The following is a 21,278-nucleotide window of genomic DNA, read 5'->3' as shown; positions in this document are numbered from 1 at the left end:
AGCCGATTCTGTGACGATATCGCCATGGCTTCCCTCTCTCCTCCCCGTCGCGCCTTCTGGGGCGACGTGCGATTCCTGATCGGCATCGCCCTGGTCGCCCTGTCGATCGGCGGGGTCTGGCTCATCGTCTCCGCCGCCGACGATGCGGTACCCGTTCTCCAGACCACCCGGACGATCACGCAGGGCCAGCCCGTGACCGCCGCGGATTTCCAGGTCGTCGACGTGCGACTCGGCGCTGCCGGTGAGGGATACCTCGGGCCCGACGACCTCCTTGCGGACAGCGTGGCGACCCGCACCCTCGACGGCGGCGAACTCGTCCCCGTCTCGGCGCTGACCGATGCGGAGGACAGCCGATCGACGACGGTGGTCATCCAGAGCACGACGGGAATCCCGGAAGGCGTCGCCGCGGGAACAGTCGTCGAGATCTGGCAGGCACCGCCGGTGGATGAAGGGCGCTCGTACGATGTCCCGCGCATCCTGGTCGCAGACGTGATCGTCCGCGACGTGCTCGAACCCGAGGGGGTGCTCGCCGAGGCCGGAACCCGGCTCGAGGTCGTGATCGACCGCGCCGATGTCGCCGACGTGCTCGCGGCGATCACGGGAGGCTCCGCGCTCTCGGTGGTGCCGGTCGGGGCGGGATCGTGACGGGCGTCGTCGTGGCCATCCCGCAGCCACGGGCGGATGAGCTGGCAGCGGAACTCGCCCTCGAAGGCGTCGATGTCATCGCGACCGTCCCCGCCGCCCCACTCGCAGAGATCCCGGACGGGGTGGAAGCGATCATCGTCCCCGCCACTCGATCGATCCTGAATGCGGACCTGATCGCACTGTGCGACCGTGCCGGAGTCCGTATCCTGGCTCTCGGCGCCGAGGACAGCCGACTGCTGGGCCGTCTCGGCCTCTCCACAGCGCTGCGACCTGACGCGGCGGGGTGGGAGATCGCAGCCGCGCTGCTGGCCGAGACGGACACGCCACCGCCACCAGAGGCCCAGCTCCCCCCTCGTATCGTCGCCGTCTGGGGACCACATGGGGCGCCGGGGCGGTCGACCCTGTCGATCCAGCTGGCCGTGGAGCTCTCCCGCACCGGACGCCGCACCGCCCTGGTCGACGCGGATACCGTCGCTCCTTCGCTCGCGATGCTCCTCGGTCTCGGCGACGACGCTCCCGGCATCGCCGCCGCCTGCCGGAGGGCCGAGCGCGGCGCGCTCGATCCGGCGGAGCTGACGCGACTGGCGACGACGGTGACGACGAGCGCGGGTGAGATCGAAGTGCTGCCGGGGATCAACCGCCCCAGCCGTTGGCCAGAGCTGTCATCCGCGCGCCTCGTCGCCGCGCTCGGCACCTGTCGCGGGTGGATCGACGAGACAGTGGTGGACGTCGCCGGTGCGTTCGACGCCGACGACGAAGTCACGTACGACCTTGCCGGACCACGACGTCACGCGGCGACCACGGCGGCGCTGCAGGAGGCGGATCTGATCGTGGCGATCGCATCGGCCGACCCGCTCGGTATCAGCAGGTTCATCCGCGATCATGCCGAGCTTCGCCGCCTCACCTCCCCCACGCCCGTCATCGTCGTGGTGAATCAGGTGCGCCCCGGCCCCCTCGGGATCGATGCGCGCGGGCAGGTGCGACGCACCCTGGAGAGGTTCGCCGGCATCACCGACATCTTCTTCCTCCCCTTCGACCTGCGAGCGGCGGATGCGGCTCTGCTGCACGCCCGGCCGATGACCGATGTCGCGCCCCGCTCGCCGTTCGCCGCCGCCGTGCGGAGACTGGCGGCATCCCTCTCCCCGCCGGCGACGGCTACTGCCGGTAGCTCGAGAGGAAGTTCCCCAATCGTTCGACGGCTTCGCTCAGCACTCGGGGTTCGGGGAGCGTGACCAGTCGGAGGTGGTCGGGGGTCGCCCAGTTGAATCCGGTGCCCTGGACCAGCAGGATGTGCTCCGAGACCAGCAGGTCGTACACCAGACGGGCGTCGTCCCTGATCTCGTGCACGTTCGGGTCGAGTCGAGGGAACGCGTACAGCGCACCCTGGGGCTTGACGCACGACACTCCGGGGATCGACTCGAGCCCCTCCCACGCGATGTCCCGCTGTTCATGAAGACGCCCCGTCGGCGCGATGAGCGCCTCGATCGACTGCACTCCGGAGAGCGCCGCCTGCACGGCGTGCTGCGCCGGCACATTGGGGCAGAGTCGCGTGGACGCGAGCAGCGTGATGCCCTCCAGGAAGCCCTTCGCGTGATCCTGCGGCCCTGTGATGACCATCCAGCCCGACCGGTATCCCGCGACCCGATAGGTCTTGGAGAGGCCGTTGAAGGTCAGGCACAGCAGGTCGGGAGCGAGCGTGGCCGTGGGGATGTGCACCGCTCCGTCGAACAGGATCCGGTCGTAGATCTCGTCGGAGAGCAGCAGCAGCTCGTGCTCCCTGGCGATCTGCACCAGCCCCTCCAGGATCTGGCGCGAATACACGACGCCGGTGGGGTTGTTCGGGTTGATGATGACGAGAGCCTTGGTCCGCGGTGTGATCTTCGAGCGGATGTCTTCGAGGTCGGGCTGCCACTCATCTTCCTCGTCGCAGAGGTAATGCACCGGTGTGCCGCCAGCGAGACTGGTCATCGCCGTCCAGAGGGGGTAGTCCGGCGCCGGGATGAGGACCTCGTCGCCTTCGTCCAGCAACGCCTGCATCGTCATGGTGATGAGCTCGGACACACCGTTTCCGAGGTACACGTCATCGGGGTCGAACCGGGGGAAGCCCTCGATCTCCTCGTATCGGCTCACCACGGCACGTCGGGCCGAGATGATGCCCTTGCTGTCGCTGTATCCGTGTGCGGTCGGCAGCGCCGCCAGCATGTCGCGCACGATCTGGTGCGGGGCGTCGAAGCCGAAGATCGCCGGGTTGCCGGTGTTGAGCTTGAGGATCTTGTGGCCCTCCGCCTCCAGCCGCGCCGCCTCGACGAGGGCGTTTCCGCGAATCTCGTACAGGACGTTCTTGAGCTTCGACGACTGGTCGAAGTTGCGCGTTGGGGTCATCGGCCAAGCCTACAGCGACGAAAGGAGGGCCAATCCACGCGGACTGGCCCTCCTCTGCGCACGCCCTACTTCTTCTTCTTGCCCTGGGCCCGACGCTGCTCGCGGTTGCCTGCGGCCGGAGCCGCTGCATCGGTGCGCTGGCCGAAGGCTCCTCTCGGCGCCTCCTCCGGCTCGCTCTGCGGAGCCTGAGCGCGGGCAGCGGCCTGGCGTACGCGATCCGTCGCCGCCTGCTGGACCTGGCCGCGGTCGTTGCGGACCTCGACCTCGCCCGCATCGTTGGCCGCCGAGTACTCGAGACGCTGCTCTCCCCCATCGGTGGCGAGCCCCTTGGCTTCGACCTCCGCCGTCTGGGAGTCGCCGGCACGACGCACCTCGACTTCGAGGTTGTAGAGGTAGCCGACCGACTCCTCCTTGATCTGTCCCATCATCGACTGGAACATGGCGTAGCCCTCGCGCTGGTACTCGATGAGCGGATCGCGCTGGGCCATGGCCCGCAGACCGATGCCGTCCTTGAGGTAGTCCATCTCGTAGAGGTGGTCGCGCCAGCGGCGATCGAGCACCTGCAACACGACGCGACGCTCCAGCTCACGCGTCGCCGCTTCACCGAGGGCCTCTTCACGCGCTTCGTACGCGATCTTGGCATCGGAGAGCAGCTCGCGGGTCAGGCCGTCGGCGTCGATACCGCCCTTGCGGTCGGCAGCCTCGGCGACGACCTCATCGATCGTCACCCCCACGGGGTAGAGGGTCTTGAGCTCGGTCCAGAGCGCGTCGAAGTCCCAGCTCTCGTTGTGGCCCTCGCCGGTGTGGTCGCGGACGACACCGCTGATGGCGTCCTCGATGAAGTGCTGCACCCGGTCGGCGATGTCGTCGCCCTGGAGGATCTGACGGCGGTCGGCGTAGATGGCCTCGCGCTGACGGTTCAGGACGTCGTCGTACTTGAGGACGTTCTTGCGCATCTCCGCGTTGCGGGACTCGACCTGCGACTGAGCGCTGCGGATCGCGCGCGACACGAGACCGGACTCGATCGGCACGTCGTCGGGGAAGTTGGTCCTGGCGAGGATCGCCTCGGCAGCGCCCGACTGGAACAGACGCATCAGGTCGTCGGTGAGGCTCAGGTAGAAGCGGCTCTCGCCCGGGTCGCCCTGACGTCCGGAGCGACCGCGGAGCTGGTTGTCGATACGGCGGGACTCGTGGCGCTCCGTGCCGAGCACGTAGAGGCCACCGGCCTCGATGACCTTCTCGGCCTCCTCGGCGACGACGGCCTTCATCGCTTCGTACGTCTCGTCCCAGGCGACCTCGTACTCCTCGGGCGTCTCCACGGGGTCGAGCCCCTTGCCCTTGAGCTCCTGGACCGCGAGGAACTCGGCGTTTCCACCGAGCATGATGTCGGTTCCTCGTCCTGCCATGTTCGTGGCGACCGTGACGGCACCGAGGCGACCGGCGCGCGCGACGATCTCGGCCTCGCGCGCGTGGTTCTTCGCGTTGAGGACCTCGTGCTTGATGCCCTTCTTGGCGAGCAGACGCGAAAGGTACTCGCTCTTCTCGACGCTCACCGTTCCGACCAGCACCGGCTGGCCTTCGGCGTGCCGTTCGGCGATGTCCTCCACCACCTGCGCGAACTTCGCTGTCTCGTTCTTGTAGACGAGGTCGGACTGATCCTTGCGGATCATCGGTTTGTTCGTCGGGATCGGGATGACGCCGAGCTTGTAAGTCGACATGAACTCGGCGGCCTCTGTCTCGGCCGTACCGGTCATGCCGGCGAGCTTGTCGTAGAGACGGAAGTAGTTCTGCAGTGTGACGGTCGCGAGTGTCTGGTTCTCGGCCTTGACCGGCACCCCCTCCTTCGCCTCGATCGCCTGGTGGATGCCCTCGTTGTAGCGGCGACCGACCAGGATGCGGCCGGTGTGCTCGTCGACGATCATGACCTCGTCGTTCATGACGACGTAGTCGGTGTCCTTCTTGAAGAGCGCCAGCGCCTTGATCGAGTTGTTCAGGAACGAGATCAACGGCGTGTTCGCGGACTCGTAGAGGTTGTCGATGCCGAGGTAGTCCTCGACCTTCTCGATGCCGGGCTCGAGGACGCCGACCGTGCGCTTCTTCTCGTCGACCTCGTAGTCCTCGCCGACCTCGAGGGTGCGGGCGATCTTCGCGAACTCGGCGAACCACCGGTTCGCCTCGCCCGATGACGGGCCGGAGATGATGAGCGGGGTGCGCGCCTCGTCGATGAGGATCGAGTCGACCTCGTCGACGATCGCGAAGAAGTGCTCGCGCTGGACGAGATCCTCCTTGCGCCAGGCCATGTTGTCGCGCAGGTAGTCGAAGCCGAACTCGTTGTTCGTGCCGTAGGTGATGTCGGCGGCATACTGCTCGCGGCGCACTGCCGGAGTCTGACCGGACACGATGATGCCGGTGGTCATGCCGAGCGCGCGGAACACGCGCCCCATGAGCTCGGCCTGGTAGCTGGCGAGGAAGTCGTTGACCGTGATGACGTGAACGCCCTTGCCGGCGATCGCATTCAGGTACGCGGGCAGCGTCGCGACGAGGGTCTTGCCCTCACCGGTCTTCATCTCGGCGATGTTCCCGAGATGAAGGGCGGCCCCACCCATGATCTGCACGTCGTATGCGCGCATGCCGAGGGTGCGCTTGGCGGCCTCGCGCACGGCGGCGAAGGCCTCCGGCATCAACTGGTCGAGCGTCTCGCCCTTCTCGAAGCGCGCGCGCAGCTCGGTGGTCTCGTTGCGCAGCTCGTCGTCGGTGAGCTTGGAGATGTCCTCTTCCAGTGCACCCACTGCCTTGACGACCTGATTCAGGCGGCGGATGACCCGCCCTTCGCCCGCACGCAGGAGCTTCTCAAGAGGATTGGCCACGGATGTCATCTCCCTGTCGGTGGGTGAACCGCCGGTCGTCGGTGAACCCGACGCCAGGCATACTTCGCCATGTTACCGGGCTGTGACCTGCACGTCGCCTGCATAGCCGTCCCGCGCGTCGAATCGGACGTTCGCGAGCCGACCATATACTCGGTATCGCATTCCCGGACGGCCACAGGAGACGAACGATGTCAGTACGCCAGAGTCTGCTCGCGATCCTCGCGCAGGGGCCGTGCTACGGCTATCAGCTCCGCCATGAGTTCGACCGCCGGACCGGTTCCATCTGGCCGCTGAACGTCGGGCAGATCTACAACACGCTCGAACGTCTCGAACGCGACGGCCTGGTCTCGCGCGGAGAGGCAGACGACCGGGGCCATGTGTACTGGCAGATCACCGACGCCGGACGGACGGAGGTCGACCGCTGGCTCTCCTCCCCCGTCATGCGCCCCCAGGGCACCAGAGACGAACTCGCCATCAAGGTCGCGGTCGCCGCCACGTTGCCCGGCGTCGACCCCGCAGCCGCGATCCAGTCCCAGCGATCCGCATCGCTCCGACAGCTGGAGGCGCTGCAGAGGCAGCGACGCGCACATCGGGACGTCGACGCCCCTGAGGGACTCGCGTGGTCGCTCGTCGCCGACTCGATGATCTTCGCCGCCGAGGCCGAGATCCGATGGCTGGACCATGCCGCACAGCGTCTGGGTGCCCACCCTCGCCACGCGATGACACTCGAGCTCACCGCCGATCGCCCGAAGCGGGGACGCCCGACGAAGGCCGAGACGGCGACGGCCGACGCGATCGCGGCGTCCTGACCCGGCCCGATGTCGCCCGGCTCGCTCACGCGGACCGGTTCCGCGTTCGCCCCGAGCGGATGCTCAGCCACCGCTGGCCCCCGGGAAACTAGGATCGGGTCATGGCTGGATTTTGGGGCAGACGCAAACGCGAACAGGAAGAACTCGCCGCTCAGGACGCCGATCTCGCGCGCCGTGCTGAGCAGGCCCTGGTCAGCGCAGACGAGCGGATCCGCACGACCTCCGATGAGCTCGCCTTCGCGGAGGCCGAACTCGGCGAGTCGCTCACAGCCGATCTGCGCAGGGCGCTCGCGGCTGTACGCACCCATCTGCGGGAAGCGTTCCAGCTCCACCAGCTGAACCACGACGAGATCCCCGACACCGACGAAGAGCTGCGCACACGCAACGCGCGCATCCTCCAGCTCTGCGACTGGGCGCAGGACCTTCTCGACGAGAAGACCTCCGTGCTCGCCGAGTCGGTCGCCAAGGTACGCCGCGCACCCGAGATCATCGCCCAGGTGCGGGCAGACGCGGCGGCGCTGAGTGCTCGCATCCCGCAGACCAGCGAAGCCATCTCCCGCCTCTCGTCGCGGTATGCGGACTCCGCCATGCATCAGATCACCGCGAGTGCCGCCGAAGCGGAGCAGCTCATCAGCTTCGCGACCCACAGCGCCGACGTGTCGGAGCGCCGTCGGGCCGCGAAGCAGAACGAGGAAGCCAACGTGGCGCTCGAGACGGCGACCGAGGCCACCCGCCGTGCCTCCGCCCTGCTCGACGCCGTGGAGGACTTCGAGATCGAGGCACTTCGCGCGGAATCCACCCTCGCCGAGGTCGTCGCCGACTCGCGCGGCGATCTCATCGCGGCGCGAACAGCACCGAACGTCCCGGCCGTCGCCGACGCCGTCACCGCCCTCCAGAGAGCGTTGGCCGCGCTCACACCCTCTGGGCAGCCGAACGACCCCTTCGCCGAGCTGTCCCAGCTGCGTGACGCCAACTCCGCGCTCGACGAGGCGATCGCCAAGGCCCGTCACAGGGCGGAGAACCCGCTGCCGAGCCTCGCTCAGGTGCAGCATGCCATCGACGACGCCGACCGCCAGCTGGGCGTCGCGCGAGGCCTCATCTCCGGCCATCGGGGGTGGATCGGCGCGGATGCCCGAACCCGACTCGCGGAGGCGGAGCGGCTGCGGGTCGACCTCTCGGACCTGCTGCCCGCAGAGGACACCCGCGAAGCCGCGCTCGTCCAGGCGCGCCGCGTGGCTCATCTGGCTTCCGAAGCACTGCAGCTCGCGCAGCGCGACATCGACTCCTCCCGTCCGCAGGATCAGGACTGGGGCGGCGGTGGCGGCTGGGGCGGCGGCGGACGACGAGGAGGCGGAGGCGGAGACCTCGCCTCCGGCATCCTCGGCGGGCTCGTGATCGGCAGCCTGCTCGACGGCATCTTCGACTGACGCGCCCTTCTCGGCTTTCGCACACCAGAACGGCCCGGTCCCCTGCGGGACCGGGCCGTTCTGCGATTCTGCGATTCCGGATCAGGAAGCGAGCGCCTCGGACGGCGGAGCCTGGGTGCTCAACGCGATCACTCCGTAGTCCCAGCCCTTGCGTCGATAGACGACACTCGGGTGGTCGGTGCGGACATCGACGAACAGGAAGAAGTCGTGTCCGACCAGTTCCATCCTGTCGACGGCTTCCTCGACGGTCATCCACTCGGCATCGAAGCTCTTCGTGCGGATGACGACGGGCGAGTACTCGTCCTCCTCCGCCTGCTGCACCGGCACGCTGCCGGTCGCGACCGCACGGAGGACGTCAGCGGATGCCGGCTGGACGTCGATGCCCTCCAGCACCCCGCTCCCCTTCTCAAAGTGGGCGCCGCGCGGGTGCTGTCGTCCGTCGACCCGCTTCTCCTTCGCGCGACGCAGCTGCTCGGACATCTTGTCCACGGCGAGGTCGAGCGCCACGAACTTGTCGCCGTCCGTCGCCTCTGCGCGGACGACGGGGCCCTTTCCGATCAGCGTGAGCTCGACGGTCTCGTCGGGGATGCGACCGTTGCGATACACACGGTGGGTGACCTTCACATCCAGTCGCTGCGCACGGGACGCGAGCATCTGGATCTTGGCGATCTTCTCTTCGACAACGGTTCGGAAGCGATCGGTGATACCCACTCCGACGCCAACGATGCTTGTTTCCATTGCTGCCTCCTTGTCCCGGTCCTCCCGGCCAAGGGCGGACCGTGGTCGCCTTGTGTCCCCCCACCGTAGTCCGCCCGTCGGCGGATGTCACGGGGTCTTCCCCCTGTGTCGCCGATGCGTTCCCGATGAGGTTCATCCGAATCCGTCACGGCGCGGCGTGGCGGCCAGCGCGACCGCTGCCGAGACGTGGAAGCCCGCCGCGGTCAGCGCCCGTGTCGCCTCGTCGAAGGTCGCCCCTGTCGTGACGACGTCGTCCACGATCACGACCTCGGTGCCTTCGCCTGCCCGACGCACGCGCATCGCGCCGCTCACGTTCGTCGCACGCGCCCGCGCGCCCAGCCCGCGCTGGTCCGAGGTGCCGCCCACGACGCTGAGGAGCCTCTGCGGTTCGGCGTTCGCCCTCCGGATCAGGAGGTCGGGGACACGGTATCCCCGGCGCCGGAAGGCGCTTCGCGACGTCGGCACCGGCACGATCCACCTGCTCGCACTCTCCGTCGAGTTGAGCACGGACGCCAGCGCCGCGCCGAGTGGGCGCGCCAGGAGCGTCTCGCCCTTCCCCTTCAGACGACGGATGCACAGCGCCGCCACCCCTTCGAAGGAGAGCGCGGCCGTCACGGGAAGCCCCTGCGGCGTCGCGAGCCGCTGCGGGTCCGGTTGCAGCGCCTGCCGGCATCGGCCGCACAACAGGGTGCCGGGCTCGTCGCACCCCGCGCAGGTCGCGGCGAGGAGGAAGGCTGCGATCTCGGTGCCCAGATCCAGGAGGTGAGTCTTCGTCCACATCCGACGATTCTGCGGTCTGGCAGTCTGCCCCTCCCAGGATCTCAGGATGTGCGGGCGAAGAGCAGCACATCGCTCTCGCGTGCAGGGAGAGTCACTCCCCGACGCGCGTGGCGAGCACCGCGACGCCGGAGGCGACTTCCCGCCATGCCGACCCCGCGTGGGCGAACAGCTCACCGTTCGCCCCGAGGATGCGCACACCGGACGCCGTGCGCGCCCCGGCGATCGAGACGGCATTGTTCGGTGCGGCCTCCGTCGCCCCCGGCCCCCCGACCATCTGGGTGATCAGTCGCGGGCTGCTCGGATCGGCGAGCACCCCCACCCGGTCGAGTCCGAGCCACACCAGGCCTGTCGCCGGGTCGGCGAGCTGCGTCAGCTGCTTGACCTCTCCGAGTTCGATCGGAACACCGGCCGAGTCCCGGACGACCGCCGCGACGACGACCCACATCTGCTTGCCGACAGTCACGACGGCTGCCACCCTCGCGCCATCCGCCGAGACCCTCAGATGCGAGATCCCCGACGCGCTCGGCCACGCCTTCGCGATCGGATGGGCTACGGCGTCGCTTCCCGACGCCTGCAGGGACGCGGGGGAACCCGTGGGCACCGACCAGGTGTAGCCGTAGGGATCGAGCGAGGGATTGATGAGCCCGGGGCGGGCGTCGAGCTCGTCGAGGCTCCCCGCGCCGACGAGGTAGACGTGCTGGTCGGCGAGTCTCGTGGCGGCGTGGGTGTCGTCGGCGGCCACATCGATCGAGACGATCGGCTGCGGGATCGATGTGATCTCCGCGCTGATCCCGTCGAGCGGCGAGATCTCGTCCCCGACGATGCGCCCGAACGCGCCGTTCTGCAGCACGAGTGTGCCGATCTCGGTGGAGGGCTCCTTGACCTCGGCCTGCCCCGCGTCCAGGTCTCTCCCGTCCACCGTGAATCGCACCTGCGTGACGGCGACGCCGGAGGCCCTGAGGGTAGCCTGGAGCTGCGTGCGCATGCGCGACAGCGTCGTGGCATCCAGTCCGCTGGCCGGGCGCGTGAGCGCGACGTCAGCCACCTGTCCGACGATCGGCACCGCATCCTGCGCCAGCTGCACGTCGGCGGGGAAGGCGTTCTGCACTGCCGGGTCGAGCCATTCGCTGGGGGCACCGCCGATGAGCGCCCGTGTCACCGTCGTCGCGGGGCTCTGCCGCCGCGGGAACCAGCGCATGTCGGGCACCAGGCGCGACCAGCCGAGGTCGAAGTACTGCAGCGGATACCCCTCGAAGACCTTCGTGAATCGCGTCTCGTCGATCACGACGCCGTCGGGCGCCTGCGTGATGCGCCATTCGCCGTTCTCCATGCGCTGCACGGTGAACGCCACCGCGGACGAGCCGACGGCCTCGGCGTATCCGCCGGAGTCGTCGACACTCGCGACGAGGTCCAGGGTCACCTGGACCTCCGCCGTGTCCGCGTCCTCGACCTCGTCATCCGGGACCGAGGACGTGACGGTCCTGGTGTCGGGGCCGATGTCGATCGACACGCCGGCGGAGGGGCTCCAGCTCCGCTGCAGCGATGGCGCGAGGAAGTCGCGCGCGGTGTCCCAGTTGTCGGTGGTCGTGATGCCGGCTTCGAGGAAGCCGTCGACGATCTCCTCCGGCCCTGCGCCCGTGATCGGCCCGGAGGCCACGGGAAGGATGTCGATGTCCTGTGGGGATTCGCCGAGCTTGAGGCCGACGGCGACGTCGCCGCTGGTCGGCAACCCGGCGCAGGCGGGAAGCAGCAGGGCGACGAGCACCAGCGCGAGTCCCCGCAGCCTTCGCTTACCTCGGTGCTCGGTCACGGCCGATCCTCCTCATCGAACATGCCGGCCGGCGCATCGGTCAGCGAGATCGGCTGGGTCGCGTCCCCGATCTCCGCGAACGGCTCCTGCGGCTCCACGGGGATGGGGCTCGGACCGTCCAGGACCCCCTCGTGTCGAGGAATCGTCAGGACGAAGTTGGTGCCGACGCCCAGCTCCGACCACACATCGAGCGTGCCGCCGTGCAGCGTCGCATCTCCCAGGGCGATGGAGAGCCCCAGCCCCGTGCCTCCGATCGTCCGCTGGCGTGAGGGGTCGGCACGCCAGAACCGGTCGAACACCCGCTCCGCATCCGCCGGATCCATCCCGAGCCCGAAATCCCGCACTCCGGCGGCCACCGCGTGCTGATTGCTGTCGATGGTGACGACCACCGGACGACCTTCTCCGTGCTCGATCGCGTTTCCGATCAGGTTGCGCAGGACACGCCGCACGCGCCGCGGGTCCATGTCCACCGGGGAATATCCCCCAGGCGCCACGAGCCTCAGCTCGGTGCCGTGCCCCTCGGCGAGAGGACGCATCTGCTCGATGATGTCCTCGGCGAGGTGGGTGAGGCTCGTCGCCTCCAGTTCCAGCTGCACCGATCCCGCGTCGTACCGACTGATCTCGAGAAGGTCGGACAGCAGCGTCTCGAAGCGCTGCACCTGGGCGTGCAGCAGTTCGGCCGTGCGGGCGGTGGTGGGGTCGAACTCCTCGCGCTGATCATTGAGCATGTCGGCGGCGAGACGGATCGTGGTCAGCGGCGTGCGCAGCTCATGAGAGACATCGGACACGAATCGCTGCTGCACCATCGAGAGTTCGCCGAGCTCCTTGATCTGGGATTCGATGCTGTCGGCCATCGCGTTGAACGAGCGCCCGAGCGTGGCGAGCTCGTCCTCCCCGTGTACCTCGAGACGCACACCGAGATCACCTGCCGCCAACCGCGCACTCGTCTCGGCCGCCTGCACGATCGGGGTCGACACGGCACGGAGGACGATCCAGGAGATGGCGGCGACGATCGCCACCAAGCCGATTCCCGCGATCCACAGCGTCCGCTGCACGAAGACGAGGGTCTGGTCGGCATCGCCGAGGTCGTAGGCGAAGTAGATCGCGAAAGCCCCTGCCTCCGGGACCTGCAGCTGCTGCCCGACGATGATGCCCGGCACTTCGCCACCGTCGGCGGCCGGCAGAGCCACCGACTGCCAGGCCTGACGGTCGTCGAACTCGATGACACGCGCCTGGAGCTCGGGGCTCAGCAGACTCCGGCTCAGTCCGGCCTCGAACCCGTTCAGCCGCACGCCCTTGGCATCGTCGACCTTGAAACCGGCGAGCTGATCCGTGCTCGACGTGCGGGTGAGATTCGACTGCACACTGTTCCACAGTTCGGTGAGAGCCGCGGAGTCGTCGCCCACCTCCGCCACATCCAGGATCCCCTGGGCCTGGTCGACCGCGCGGCGGGAATCCTCGAGCGCGACGTCCTTGCGCGAGATGAAGAGATCGTTCTGGATCACCAGCGCCATCGTGACGCACGTGATGAAGATCGCGAGCGAGGTCGCCAGCAGTGTGATCGAGAGCGTACGGAAACGCAGCGAGCGGCGCCACAGGACCCCGAGCATCGTCGGCCAACCGCGCCAGTCGCGCAGGACAGCGACCGTCGTGGTGGTCGCTGTCGTCGCGGCCATCGTGCGCCTAGCCGACGCTCCCGGCGCGATAGCCCACTCCACGCACCGTCATGACGATCTTCGGGTTGTCGGGGTCGAGCTCGACCTTGGCGCGCAGGCGCTGGACATGGACGTTCACCAGCCGGGTGTCGGCCTTGTAGTGGTACCCCCACACCTGCTCCAGGAGCATCTCCCGGGAGAACACCTGCTGCGGCTTGGAAGCGAGCGCGACGAGAAGCTGGAACTCCAGCGGTGTGAGCGCGATCGGCTCGGAGCCGCGACGGACCTCGTGCGCATCGACGTCGACGGTGAGATCACCGACGCGAAGCTGCTCGCTGGTGGTCTGCGGCGTCGGACGGAGACGGGTGCGGATGCGCGCGACGAGTTCCTTCGGGTTGAACGGCTTGACCATGTAGTCGTCCGCACCGACCTCCAGTCCTCGGACGACGTCGGCCGTGTCGCTGCGAGCGGTGAGCATGATGATCGGCACGCCGGACTCCGCACGGATGCGCGTGCAGATCTCGATCCCGTCCATGCCGGGAAGCATCAGATCGAGCAGCACGAGATCGGGCCGCTGGGCTCGCCACTCATCGACGGCGCGCGCGCCGTCGGCGCAGAAAACCGGCTCGAAGCCTTCGGTCCGAAGCACGATCCCGATCATCTCGGCGAGCGCTGTGTCGTCGTCGACCACGAGAATACGTGAGGTCATAAGAGTTACCTTATGGCACCGAGTCCCAGCGATCCCAGGTCTGCGCTCCGTGCAGGGGATATGACACGATGGAGGCGCACGATGGAGAGGGAGTGCCTGTGACCGGACAGACGTGGACGCCTGCCCCGAAGAAGGGCATCATCCCTCTTCACCCGCTGTCGTTCGGGATGCTGCTGGGGAAGGCCTTCGCGGCACTGCGACACAACCCCAAGGTGCTCTTCGGGTTCGCCGTCGTCGTCCAGCTCATCGTGGTCGTCGTCACCGCTGTGGTGATGGGCGTGGTCCTCTTCACCACGTTCAGCCGCCTGGAGACCGTCTCCCCCTCTTCTCCGGACTTCGAGGCGGTGATGGCGGGCACCATCGCGGTGAACGTCATCGCCGGACTGGCCGTCGGTGTCGCCTCGATCGCCTTCACGGCCATGATGCAGGGGGTCGTCGCCGCGGAGATCGGGTACGCCGCGATCGGTGTGAAGGCCACGCTGCGGATGCTGTGGCGGCGGATGGCGCCCGCCTTCTGGAGACTCGCCGGTTTCGCCTCTCTCTCGGTCGCCGCCGTGTTCGGTCTCTTCATCATCGCCGCCGTCATCATCGCGGGCTTCGTCGCCGGAGGCCTCGGGGGGAGCATGGAGATGGTCGGCGTCGTCGTGCTCGTGGTGATCCTGATCGTGCTCGCCTGCATCCCCCTCGCGGTGTGGCTCACCACGAAGCTGCTGCTCGTGCCGTCGATCCTGGTCCTGGAGCGTGCCCGTTTCCGTGACGCCTTCGTCCGCTCCTGGCGGCTCACCCGCGGGCGGTTCTGGGTCGCGTTCGGCGTGACATTCCTGATCAGCGCGATCATGGGCATCGCGGCACAGGTGGTGAGCGTGCCGGCGACGTTGCTGGGATCGCTCCTCGGCTCCGTCGTCGCCCCCACCGGCGCAGCGGATCCGAGCGCTGTCGTGGCATTCGTCGTGACCCTGATCGCTCCCCAGATCCTGCTCCTGGTCATCCAGGCGATCACGCTCGTGGTGCAGAGCACCGGAGCCGCGCTCGTCTACCTGGACTGCCGGATGCGCTACGAGGGCCTGGATCAGACGTTGATCGCCTATGTGGAGCGCCGCGACCTCGGATGGACCGATGAGCAGCAGGAGGATCCGTTCCGCGTCGATCCCTCACGCGCGGTGACATCGGCTCCTCCGCCCCGCCAGGTTCCGGAACACGTGATGATGTCCCAGGGATACGCATACCCTCCGTCTCCGGCGACGCCCTCTCCGACGCCTCCGTACCCGGCGCAGGGATACCCGACGCAGCCGGCACACCCGACGCAGCCGATGCAGCCGATGCAGCCGATGCAGCCGGCGGCAGGAGCATTCCCGCCGCCGCCGCCACCCGCGGTGCCCGCCCCCGGAGACGCTCCGGCCGACAGCGGCTGGACAGCACCCGGCTCCGACGGCGCCGCATGATCCGACGCTTCGACGATCTCTTCGTGCCCGATGGCGACGAGGCTCGACGCTGGGCGGAGGAAGAGCTCTCCAACCCGCGCTACGCGGACGCGAAGCCCACCTGGTTCGATCTGGTGGCCCGCGACATCGGCCGCTTCCTCGCCGATCTGTTCAGCTCGGACAACGGCGCGAACGTCGGTCCGTCCGCTCTCATCATCGTCAGCGTCATCATCGCGGCTGCTCTGATCGCCGCCCTCATCATCTGGGGACGGCCGCGCAGTTCGAGGTCGATCAGGCGGGCGCACGGAGACCTCCTCGGTGCGGCGGACGACCGCACCGCAGCACAGCTGAGATCGGATGCCGAGCGCGCCGCACGCGAAGGCGACTGGGACTCCGCGACCGTCCTGCGCTATCGCGCCATCGCCCGCAGCCTGCGGGAACGCGATCTGATCGATCCGGCACCCGGCGCGACCGCGCAGGGGATCGCCCGCGAGGCCAGCACGGTGTTCTCGGATGAGGCCGAGGCGATGCGACGCGCCGCCCTCACCTTCGACGATGTCCGCTATCTCGGACATCACGCGACGGCGGAGGCGTATCGGGATCTCGTCGACACCGACGATCGGATCCGCGGACGCCGCCTGGAAGTGGTGCCGGCGTGAGCATCACAGACAGCGAGCGCACGCCCCTGCTCCCCGCCGCCTCCGACGCCGAACCGCTCTCCACCGCCGAACGCCGCCCGAGTCGCGCGAAGTCCATCATCGGCTGGGCCATCGTCGCGGCGCTCGTGCTGATCGTCACGGTGGTGGGTCTTCGCGTAGCCGCGACGGCACCCGGTGCGCGCGGCGCCCTCGACCCCGAGGCCCGCGACGATGCCGGCGCGCTCGCGCTCGCGAACATCCTGCGCGATCAGGGCGTCGAGGTCGACGTCCATCGGTCACGGGTCGAGGCCCGCGCGGCGATCGACGCCGACACCACACTGGTCATGGCCAACCCCTACACGCTCACCGACGAAGCACTCGCGACGCTCACCGAACCCGCGGAGCGCGTGGTGTTCCTGTCCACGAGCACCCATCTGCTGAACGAGCTCCGCATCGGCGACAACGCGCCGGGCACATCGTCGGCCGTGAGCGCGGAGTGCGATGTCGCGGAGTTCGCGAAGGTCGGCACGATCCGCGCCGACCGTCTCTTCGCCGCCGCAGACGGCGTGCAGGCCTGCTTCGGGGATTCCGAGGGCGCAGCCGTCCTCGTCGATCGTCGCACCAGTCCTCAGCGCACCGTGGTGGAGGGATCGAGGCTCTTCGGCAACGCCTACCTCGCCGAGAACGGGAATGCGGCCCTCGGACTCGCCCTGCTCGGTCAGACCGACCGCGTCGTCTGGTATGTCCCCAGCTTCGCGGACTCCGACATCGAAGCCGAGCCGGTCGACACGCTGGGCAGCCTCACGCCCCCGTGGGTGACGCCCACCATCCTGCTGCTGATCGCGGTGGGGGTCGCGACGGCGATCTGGCGCGGCCAGCGGTTCGGTCCCCTCGTCGCCGAGACGCTGCCGGTCACCGTGCGAGCCTCGGAGACGATGCAGGGACGCGCACGTCTCACGGCCAGAGCCGCGGACTCCGCACACGCCGCGCAGGCGCTCCGCGACGGCACTCGGCGACGTCTCGCCCGTCGGCTCGGACTCGCCGTCCACGCCGACGCGGATGAGGTCGCCGACGCGGCATCGGATCGGCTGCGGGTCCCGCGCGGCACGCTCCAGGCACTGCTGGCCGGGCCCCCGCCCGAGGACGACGCCGCCCTGATCGAACTCGCCAGACGCCTCGACCAGCTCGAGACGGCGGTAGACGAGACCGCCCGCACCGACACGACCGCCCATCCCCGAGAAGCAGAGGGAAACACGTGACCGCTGAGAACCATCCCACCGATGACGCCACGCTACGTCAGGCCATGCACCGGGTGCGCACGGAAGTCGACAAGGCCGTGGTCGGCCAGGCCGGCACCGTCACCGGTTTGCTCGTCTCCTTGCTCGCTCGAGGACATGTGCTGCTCGAGGGTGTGCCCGGTGTCGCGAAGACGCTGGTCGTGCGCTCCTTCGCGCGGGCACTCGGCCTCGACACCAAGCGCGTGCAGTTCACTCCGGACCTGATGCCCGGCGACGTGACCGGCTCCCTCGTCTACGACGCACGTACCGGCGAGTTCGACTTCCGAGCCGGTCCCGTGTTCACCAACATCCTGCTGGCGGACGAGATCAACCGCACGCCGCCGAAGACCCAGGCTGCACTCCTCGAAGCCATGGAGGAGCGCCAGGTGTCGGCGGACGGGGTCAGTCGCCCCCTCCCCGACCCGTTCCTCGTCGCAGCGACCCAGAACCCGATCGAGCACGAGGGCACCTACTCGCTGCCGGAAGCACAGCTGGATCGCTTCCTGATGAAGCTCGTCGTCGGGATGCCGGAGCGCGACGCGGAGGTCTCGGTGCTGCGTCGGCACGCCTCGGGCTTCTCCCCCAGAGAGCTCACCGGAGTGGAGGCGGTGGTCACCGCCGAGGAGATCCGAGCGGCGCAGCACGCTGCTGCCGCGGTCGAGGTGACCGACGACGTCCTCGGCTACGTCGTCGATCTCGCCCGAGCGACCCGCCAGTCGCCCTCGGTCGAGCTCGGTGCCAGCCCCCGCGCCTCCACCGGACTGCTCGCCGCAGCGAAGGCCTGGGCCTGGCTCAACGCGTCTTCGGCGGTCACGCCCGATCATGTGCAGACGATGCTGGTCCCGGTGTGGCGCCATCGTCTCCAGCTGCGCCCCGATGCGCAGATGGAAGGCGTATCCGCCGATGCGGTGCTGACCTCGGTGGTGCAGCAGACCAGGGTGCCGATCTAGGTGTTCATCACCGGTCGCCTCGCCGTCGCCATCGCCGTCGGTATCGTCCCGCTCGTCATCGCCGGGCTCGCGGGCTATCCGGCGTACGCGGTGCTCGGTGCCTGGATCGCTCTGTGCCTGCTGCTCGTCGCCGTCGACGTCGCCCTCGCCGCGAGTCCTCGCTCCGTCACCGTGAGCCGCCGGCTGCCCGCACGCGCGCGGCTCGGCGAGCCGGTCCCGGTGAGCGTCGCGGTGCACAACCACGGCAGCAGGGCACTGAACGCGACGCTCCGCGACGCATGGCAGCCGACAGCGGGCGCTCCGCTCGACCGGCAGCGTCTGCACATCGCTCCTGGCGAACGCGGCCGGGTCGCCATTCCGCTCCTCCCCCGCCGCCGCGGAGAACTCGTGAGCGAGTTCGTGATGCTGCGTTCGCGCGGGCCCCTCGGCATCGCCGGTCGACAGGCCCGGCACGTCGTCCGCGGGGCGATCAGAGTGCTCCCGGCGTTCTCCTCCCGCAAGCATCTTCCGTCGCGACTCGCCCGGCTGCGCGAGCTGGACGGCAACACGAGCATCCAGGTGCGCGGTCAGGGCACCGAGTTCGACTCCTTGCGGGAGTACGTGCGCGGAGACGACGTGCGTTCGATCGATTGGAGGGCGACGGCTCGCGCCGGGACCACCATGCTGCGGACCTGGCGGCCGGAGCGGGATCGCCACGTCGTCATCATCATCGACACGGGACGCACGGCTGCCGCACGTGTCGGGGACGGCACCCGCGTGGATGCCTCACTGGAGGCCGCGCTGCTGCTGGCGGCACTCGCCTCCCGCGCGGGCGATCATGTGCACCTCCTGATGTACGACAGGGTGGTCCGCGCGCGGGTGACGGGCGTCGACGGCGCCGCGCTGCTGCCGGCACTCACCGACGCCATGGCTCCGGTGCACGCTCGGCTGGTCGACACGGACTGGCACGGCGCGTTCACCGCCGTCCGCACGCTCACCACACGCCCCTCGCTCATCGTGGCTCTGACCGCGCAGGATGCCGCCGAGTCGGCGCGCGGATTCCTCGGCGCCTTCCCGAACGCGTCACGCGCGACCACCGTGCTGGTCGGCTCCGTGACCGATGACGGCATCTCCGCGCTCGCGCGCCGACGCGACTCCCGGGAGGACGTGTACCTCGCAGCAGCGGCCGAGAGGACCCTCCGCGATGCGGAGAACGTCGCCGATGCGATCCGCAGGGCGGGCGGAGAGGCGATCGCCGCCGATCCGGAGGAGCTTCCTCCCCGGATCGCCGACCGCTATCTGGAGCTGAAAGCGGCTGGTCGGCTCTGAACCCCCGCCCACGATGAGATGTGGCAGCTCACCGTCTGTCAGCCCGCCACCAGACGCGGCGTACCCGCTTCGTACTCGACGAGGTCTCCCGTCTCACCCTGGCGGTGCGCGCGCCCGCCGATGACGAGCATGTAGATCAGGAACACGGCGAGTGCCGCGCCTCCGATACCGATCTTGACCGGCCACGGCAGTGCCCAACCGGTGACGAAACCTTCGACGAGCCCCGCGAGGAACAGGGCGAAGACCAGACCGATCGCCACGGTCGCGAGCGCTCGGCCCTGCTCGGCGAGCGCTTCACCTCGCGTACGTCGCCCCGGCGCCACCCAGGCCCAGAACACGTGCAGACCCGCGGCGGCCGCCACGAAGATACAGGTCATCTCGAGCATCCCGTGCGGAAGAATGTACAGCACCATCAGGTCGGCCTTGTCGTGGACGGCCATCACCGCGCCGGTGGTCCCGAGACCCATCGCGTTCTGCACGAGCATGTAGACCGGCCAGATCCCCGTGACGCCGAAGAGCACGCACTGCATCGCGATCCAGGCGTTGTTCGTCCAGACCATGCCCATGAACACGGCAGCGGGGTTCTCGGTGTAGTAGCCCGTGAAGCTCTCGTCCGCATACTGCTCGAGTGCGGACGGCGAGCCCAGAGTCGCCACGAGCGCGGGATCGCTCGCGATCCAGGCCGCGGTGCCGACAGCGACCGCGATGAAGGAGATCGCGATGACCAGGGTCGTCCAACGCAGGCGATACAGCGCAGCGGGAAGCTGCAGACGGAAGAAGCGTCCGGTCTGCGTGAGGATGCTGTCCGATGCACCGGTCAGACGCAGGCGTGCACGGACCAGGATGGTCGACAGGTAGGCACCCTGCGGCGAATCGCCGACCGAGGTCTTGAGCTCAGCCAGGTCGGCGGAGGCGGCGCGGTATCGGACGATGAGCTCGTCGACCCCGTCCCCGTCGAGACGGGCGCGACTGAGTTGGTCCAGCCGCTCCCATTCGGCGCGGCGTGCATCTGTCAGCGCATCGGCATCCACCTGATTTACTGTACTCATGTCCACCCCGATCGATGCTGCAGACGAGGTGCTCTCCGGCGAGGCCGTGGCGATCGACGTGCAGCCCATCGGCTTCCTGCTCCGAGCGCTCGGCGCCGCGATCGACATGCTCCTCGGATACGCCGTGTTCCTCCTGTGGATCTTCCTGCGCATCTGGCTGCTCGACGCCGGCGTGCTCGACGAGACGACGGATCGGATCGCCGTGGTCTCGGCCTTCGTGGTGAGCTTCGTGGTGCTGCCGATCACGATGGAGGTCGCCCTGAAGGGACGCAGCCTCGGCAAGCTCGCGGTCGGCGGGCGCATCGTGCGCGTGGACGGAGGCGCCGCGGGGTTCCGACACGCCTTCATCCGCGCCCTCCTCGGCGTGCTGGAGATCTACATGACCTTCGGCGGTGTGGCGGTGCTCACCGGCGCGTTCAACGCGCGGTCGCAGCGCCTGGGCGACCTGGTCGCCGGCACCTACAGTCAGCGCGTGCGCACCCCCGCTCTCGTGTCGCACGTACCCGTGCTTCCTCCGTCGTTGGGCGGCTGGGCCCAGATCGCCGACGTCGCTCGGCTCCCCGACCGGCTCGCGCGGCGCATCTCCCAGTTCCTGCAGAGCGCCCCCCGCATGATTCCTGCGGCACGGGCACGTGTCGCGCTCGATCTGCTGACCGAGGCGACTCCCTTCGTCTCGCCGCTGCCTCCGGCTCCGCCGGAGCAGGCGCTGATCGGTATCACCGTCCTGCGCCGGGAACGCGAACGCCGGGCACTGGAGAACTCCGACCGTCGCGCCGAACGGCTCACCGGGCGGCGCGTCGGCGTCTGAACGGC

18 protein-coding genes are annotated in these 21,278 nt (G+C 68.9%); 10 read left to right on the top strand and 8 right to left on the bottom strand.

Going from position 1 to position 21,278, the window contains the following annotated elements; all coding sequences use genetic code 11:
- The first annotated feature begins 24 nt into the window (after nucleotides 1-24).
- Both ILP86_RS07145 and ILP86_RS07140 read left to right on the top strand, forming a co-directional pair.
- Nucleotides 25-645: an SAF domain-containing protein gene (locus ILP86_RS07145; protein ID WP_127012345.1), complete on the top strand. Its 621-nt coding sequence runs from the start codon at nucleotides 25-27 to the stop codon at nucleotides 643-645.
- On the top strand, nucleotides 642-1,877 hold the full coding sequence (locus tag ILP86_RS07140; RefSeq protein ID WP_181800679.1) for a P-loop NTPase: 1,236 nt from the start codon (nucleotides 642-644) through the stop codon (nucleotides 1,875-1,877). The genes ILP86_RS07145 and ILP86_RS07140 overlap by 4 nt, the downstream gene beginning before the upstream one ends.
- Here ILP86_RS07140 and ILP86_RS07135 read toward each other — a convergent pair.
- Both ILP86_RS07135 and secA read right to left on the bottom strand, forming a co-directional pair.
- Nucleotides 1,801-3,027: a pyridoxal phosphate-dependent aminotransferase gene (locus ILP86_RS07135; protein WP_061015948.1), complete on the bottom strand. Its 1,227-nt coding sequence runs from the start codon at nucleotides 3,025-3,027 to the stop codon at nucleotides 1,801-1,803. The genes ILP86_RS07140 and ILP86_RS07135 overlap by 77 nt on opposite strands.
- A 65-nt stretch (nucleotides 3,028-3,092) precedes the next feature.
- Nucleotides 3,093-5,894: a preprotein translocase subunit SecA gene (gene secA, locus ILP86_RS07130; RefSeq protein WP_113680691.1), complete on the bottom strand. Its 2,802-nt coding sequence runs from the start codon at nucleotides 5,892-5,894 to the stop codon at nucleotides 3,093-3,095.
- A gap of 188 nt (nucleotides 5,895-6,082) precedes the next feature.
- Here secA and ILP86_RS07125 point away from each other — a divergent pair, with 188 nt between their 5' ends.
- Both ILP86_RS07125 and ILP86_RS07120 read left to right on the top strand, forming a co-directional pair.
- On the top strand, nucleotides 6,083-6,703 hold the full coding sequence (locus ILP86_RS07125; RefSeq protein WP_058633164.1) for a PadR family transcriptional regulator: 621 nt from the start codon (nucleotides 6,083-6,085) through the stop codon (nucleotides 6,701-6,703).
- A 101-nt stretch (nucleotides 6,704-6,804) separates the two neighbouring features.
- On the top strand, nucleotides 6,805-8,130 hold the full coding sequence (locus ILP86_RS07120; protein ID WP_046749487.1) for a hypothetical protein: 1,326 nt from the start codon (nucleotides 6,805-6,807) through the stop codon (nucleotides 8,128-8,130).
- Nucleotides 8,131-8,211: 81 nt separating this feature from the next.
- Here ILP86_RS07120 and hpf read toward each other — a convergent pair whose 3' ends face one another.
- From hpf to mtrA, 5 genes are all read right to left on the bottom strand, one after another.
- Nucleotides 8,212-8,868 carry a ribosome hibernation-promoting factor, HPF/YfiA family gene (hpf, locus tag ILP86_RS07115; protein WP_046749488.1) on the bottom strand — a complete coding sequence of 219 codons (657 nt, stop codon included), beginning with the start codon at nucleotides 8,866-8,868 and terminating at the stop codon, nucleotides 8,212-8,214.
- Nucleotides 8,869-9,000: 132 nt separating this feature from the next.
- Complete coding sequence (locus tag ILP86_RS07110; RefSeq protein ID WP_193761681.1) at nucleotides 9,001-9,648, bottom strand: ComF family protein; 648 nt, start codon at nucleotides 9,646-9,648, stop codon at nucleotides 9,001-9,003.
- A gap of 91 nt (nucleotides 9,649-9,739) precedes the next feature.
- Nucleotides 9,740-11,458 (bottom strand): LpqB family beta-propeller domain-containing protein, encoded by a 1,719-nt coding sequence (locus ILP86_RS07105; RefSeq protein WP_230977853.1) that lies wholly within the window; start codon nucleotides 11,456-11,458, stop codon nucleotides 9,740-9,742.
- Nucleotides 11,455-13,134 carry an MtrAB system histidine kinase MtrB gene (gene mtrB / locus ILP86_RS07100; protein ID WP_058632640.1) on the bottom strand — a complete coding sequence of 560 codons (1,680 nt, stop codon included), beginning with the start codon at nucleotides 13,132-13,134 and terminating at the stop codon, nucleotides 11,455-11,457. Before mtrB ends, ILP86_RS07105 begins: the two co-directional genes overlap by 4 nt.
- Before the next feature lie 7 nt (nucleotides 13,135-13,141).
- A complete protein-coding gene (gene mtrA / locus ILP86_RS07095) occupies nucleotides 13,142-13,822 on the bottom strand; it encodes an MtrAB system response regulator MtrA (protein ID WP_046749491.1) in 681 nt (226 codons plus the stop codon).
- A 98-nt stretch (nucleotides 13,823-13,920) separates the two neighbouring features.
- Here mtrA and ILP86_RS07090 point away from each other — a divergent pair, with 98 nt between their 5' ends.
- The 5 genes from ILP86_RS07090 to ILP86_RS07070 are packed head-to-tail and all read left to right on the top strand — an operon-like array spanning nucleotide 13,921 to nucleotide 19,416.
- A complete protein-coding gene (locus ILP86_RS07090) occupies nucleotides 13,921-15,264 on the top strand; it encodes a glycerophosphoryl diester phosphodiesterase membrane domain-containing protein (RefSeq protein ID WP_193761680.1) in 1,344 nt (447 codons plus the stop codon).
- Nucleotides 15,261-15,902, top strand: a complete 642-nt coding sequence (locus tag ILP86_RS07085) for a DUF4129 domain-containing protein (protein WP_058632639.1) — start codon at nucleotides 15,261-15,263, stop codon at nucleotides 15,900-15,902. Before ILP86_RS07090 ends, ILP86_RS07085 begins: the two co-directional genes overlap by 4 nt.
- Complete coding sequence (locus ILP86_RS07080; protein ID WP_193761679.1) at nucleotides 15,899-17,140, top strand: DUF4350 domain-containing protein; 1,242 nt, start codon at nucleotides 15,899-15,901, stop codon at nucleotides 17,138-17,140. The genes ILP86_RS07085 and ILP86_RS07080 overlap by 4 nt, the downstream gene beginning before the upstream one ends.
- Nucleotides 17,141-17,184: 44 nt before the next feature.
- Nucleotides 17,185-18,108 (top strand): MoxR family ATPase, encoded by a 924-nt coding sequence (locus ILP86_RS07075; RefSeq protein ID WP_218867656.1) that lies wholly within the window; start codon nucleotides 17,185-17,187, stop codon nucleotides 18,106-18,108.
- The gene (locus tag ILP86_RS07070; protein WP_141370920.1) at nucleotides 18,109-19,416 is read left to right on the top strand and encodes a DUF58 domain-containing protein; all 1,308 of its coding nucleotides are present in this window, start codon (nucleotides 18,109-18,111) and stop codon (nucleotides 19,414-19,416) included.
- A gap of 38 nt (nucleotides 19,417-19,454) precedes the next feature.
- On the opposite strand, the gene ILP86_RS07065 is transcribed toward ILP86_RS07070, so the two are convergent.
- Complete coding sequence (locus ILP86_RS07065) at nucleotides 19,455-20,447, bottom strand: stage II sporulation protein M (RefSeq protein WP_046749496.1); 993 nt, start codon at nucleotides 20,445-20,447, stop codon at nucleotides 19,455-19,457.
- Nucleotides 20,448-20,463: 16 nt separating this feature from the next.
- On the opposite strand from ILP86_RS07065, the gene ILP86_RS07060 reads away from it, so the two are divergent.
- Nucleotides 20,464-21,273 carry an RDD family protein gene (locus ILP86_RS07060; RefSeq protein WP_193761678.1) on the top strand — a complete coding sequence of 270 codons (810 nt, stop codon included), beginning with the start codon at nucleotides 20,464-20,466 and terminating at the stop codon, nucleotides 21,271-21,273.
- Nucleotides 21,274-21,278: the final 5 nt, after the last annotated feature.

The organism is Microbacterium sp. R1, from assembly GCF_015159725.1.
In the GTDB taxonomy this organism is placed as follows: domain Bacteria; phylum Actinomycetota; class Actinomycetes; order Actinomycetales; family Microbacteriaceae; genus Microbacterium; species Microbacterium oxydans.
The sequence above is the reverse complement of the archived record's forward strand: the minus strand, read 5'-3'. Positions and strand labels throughout refer to the sequence as shown.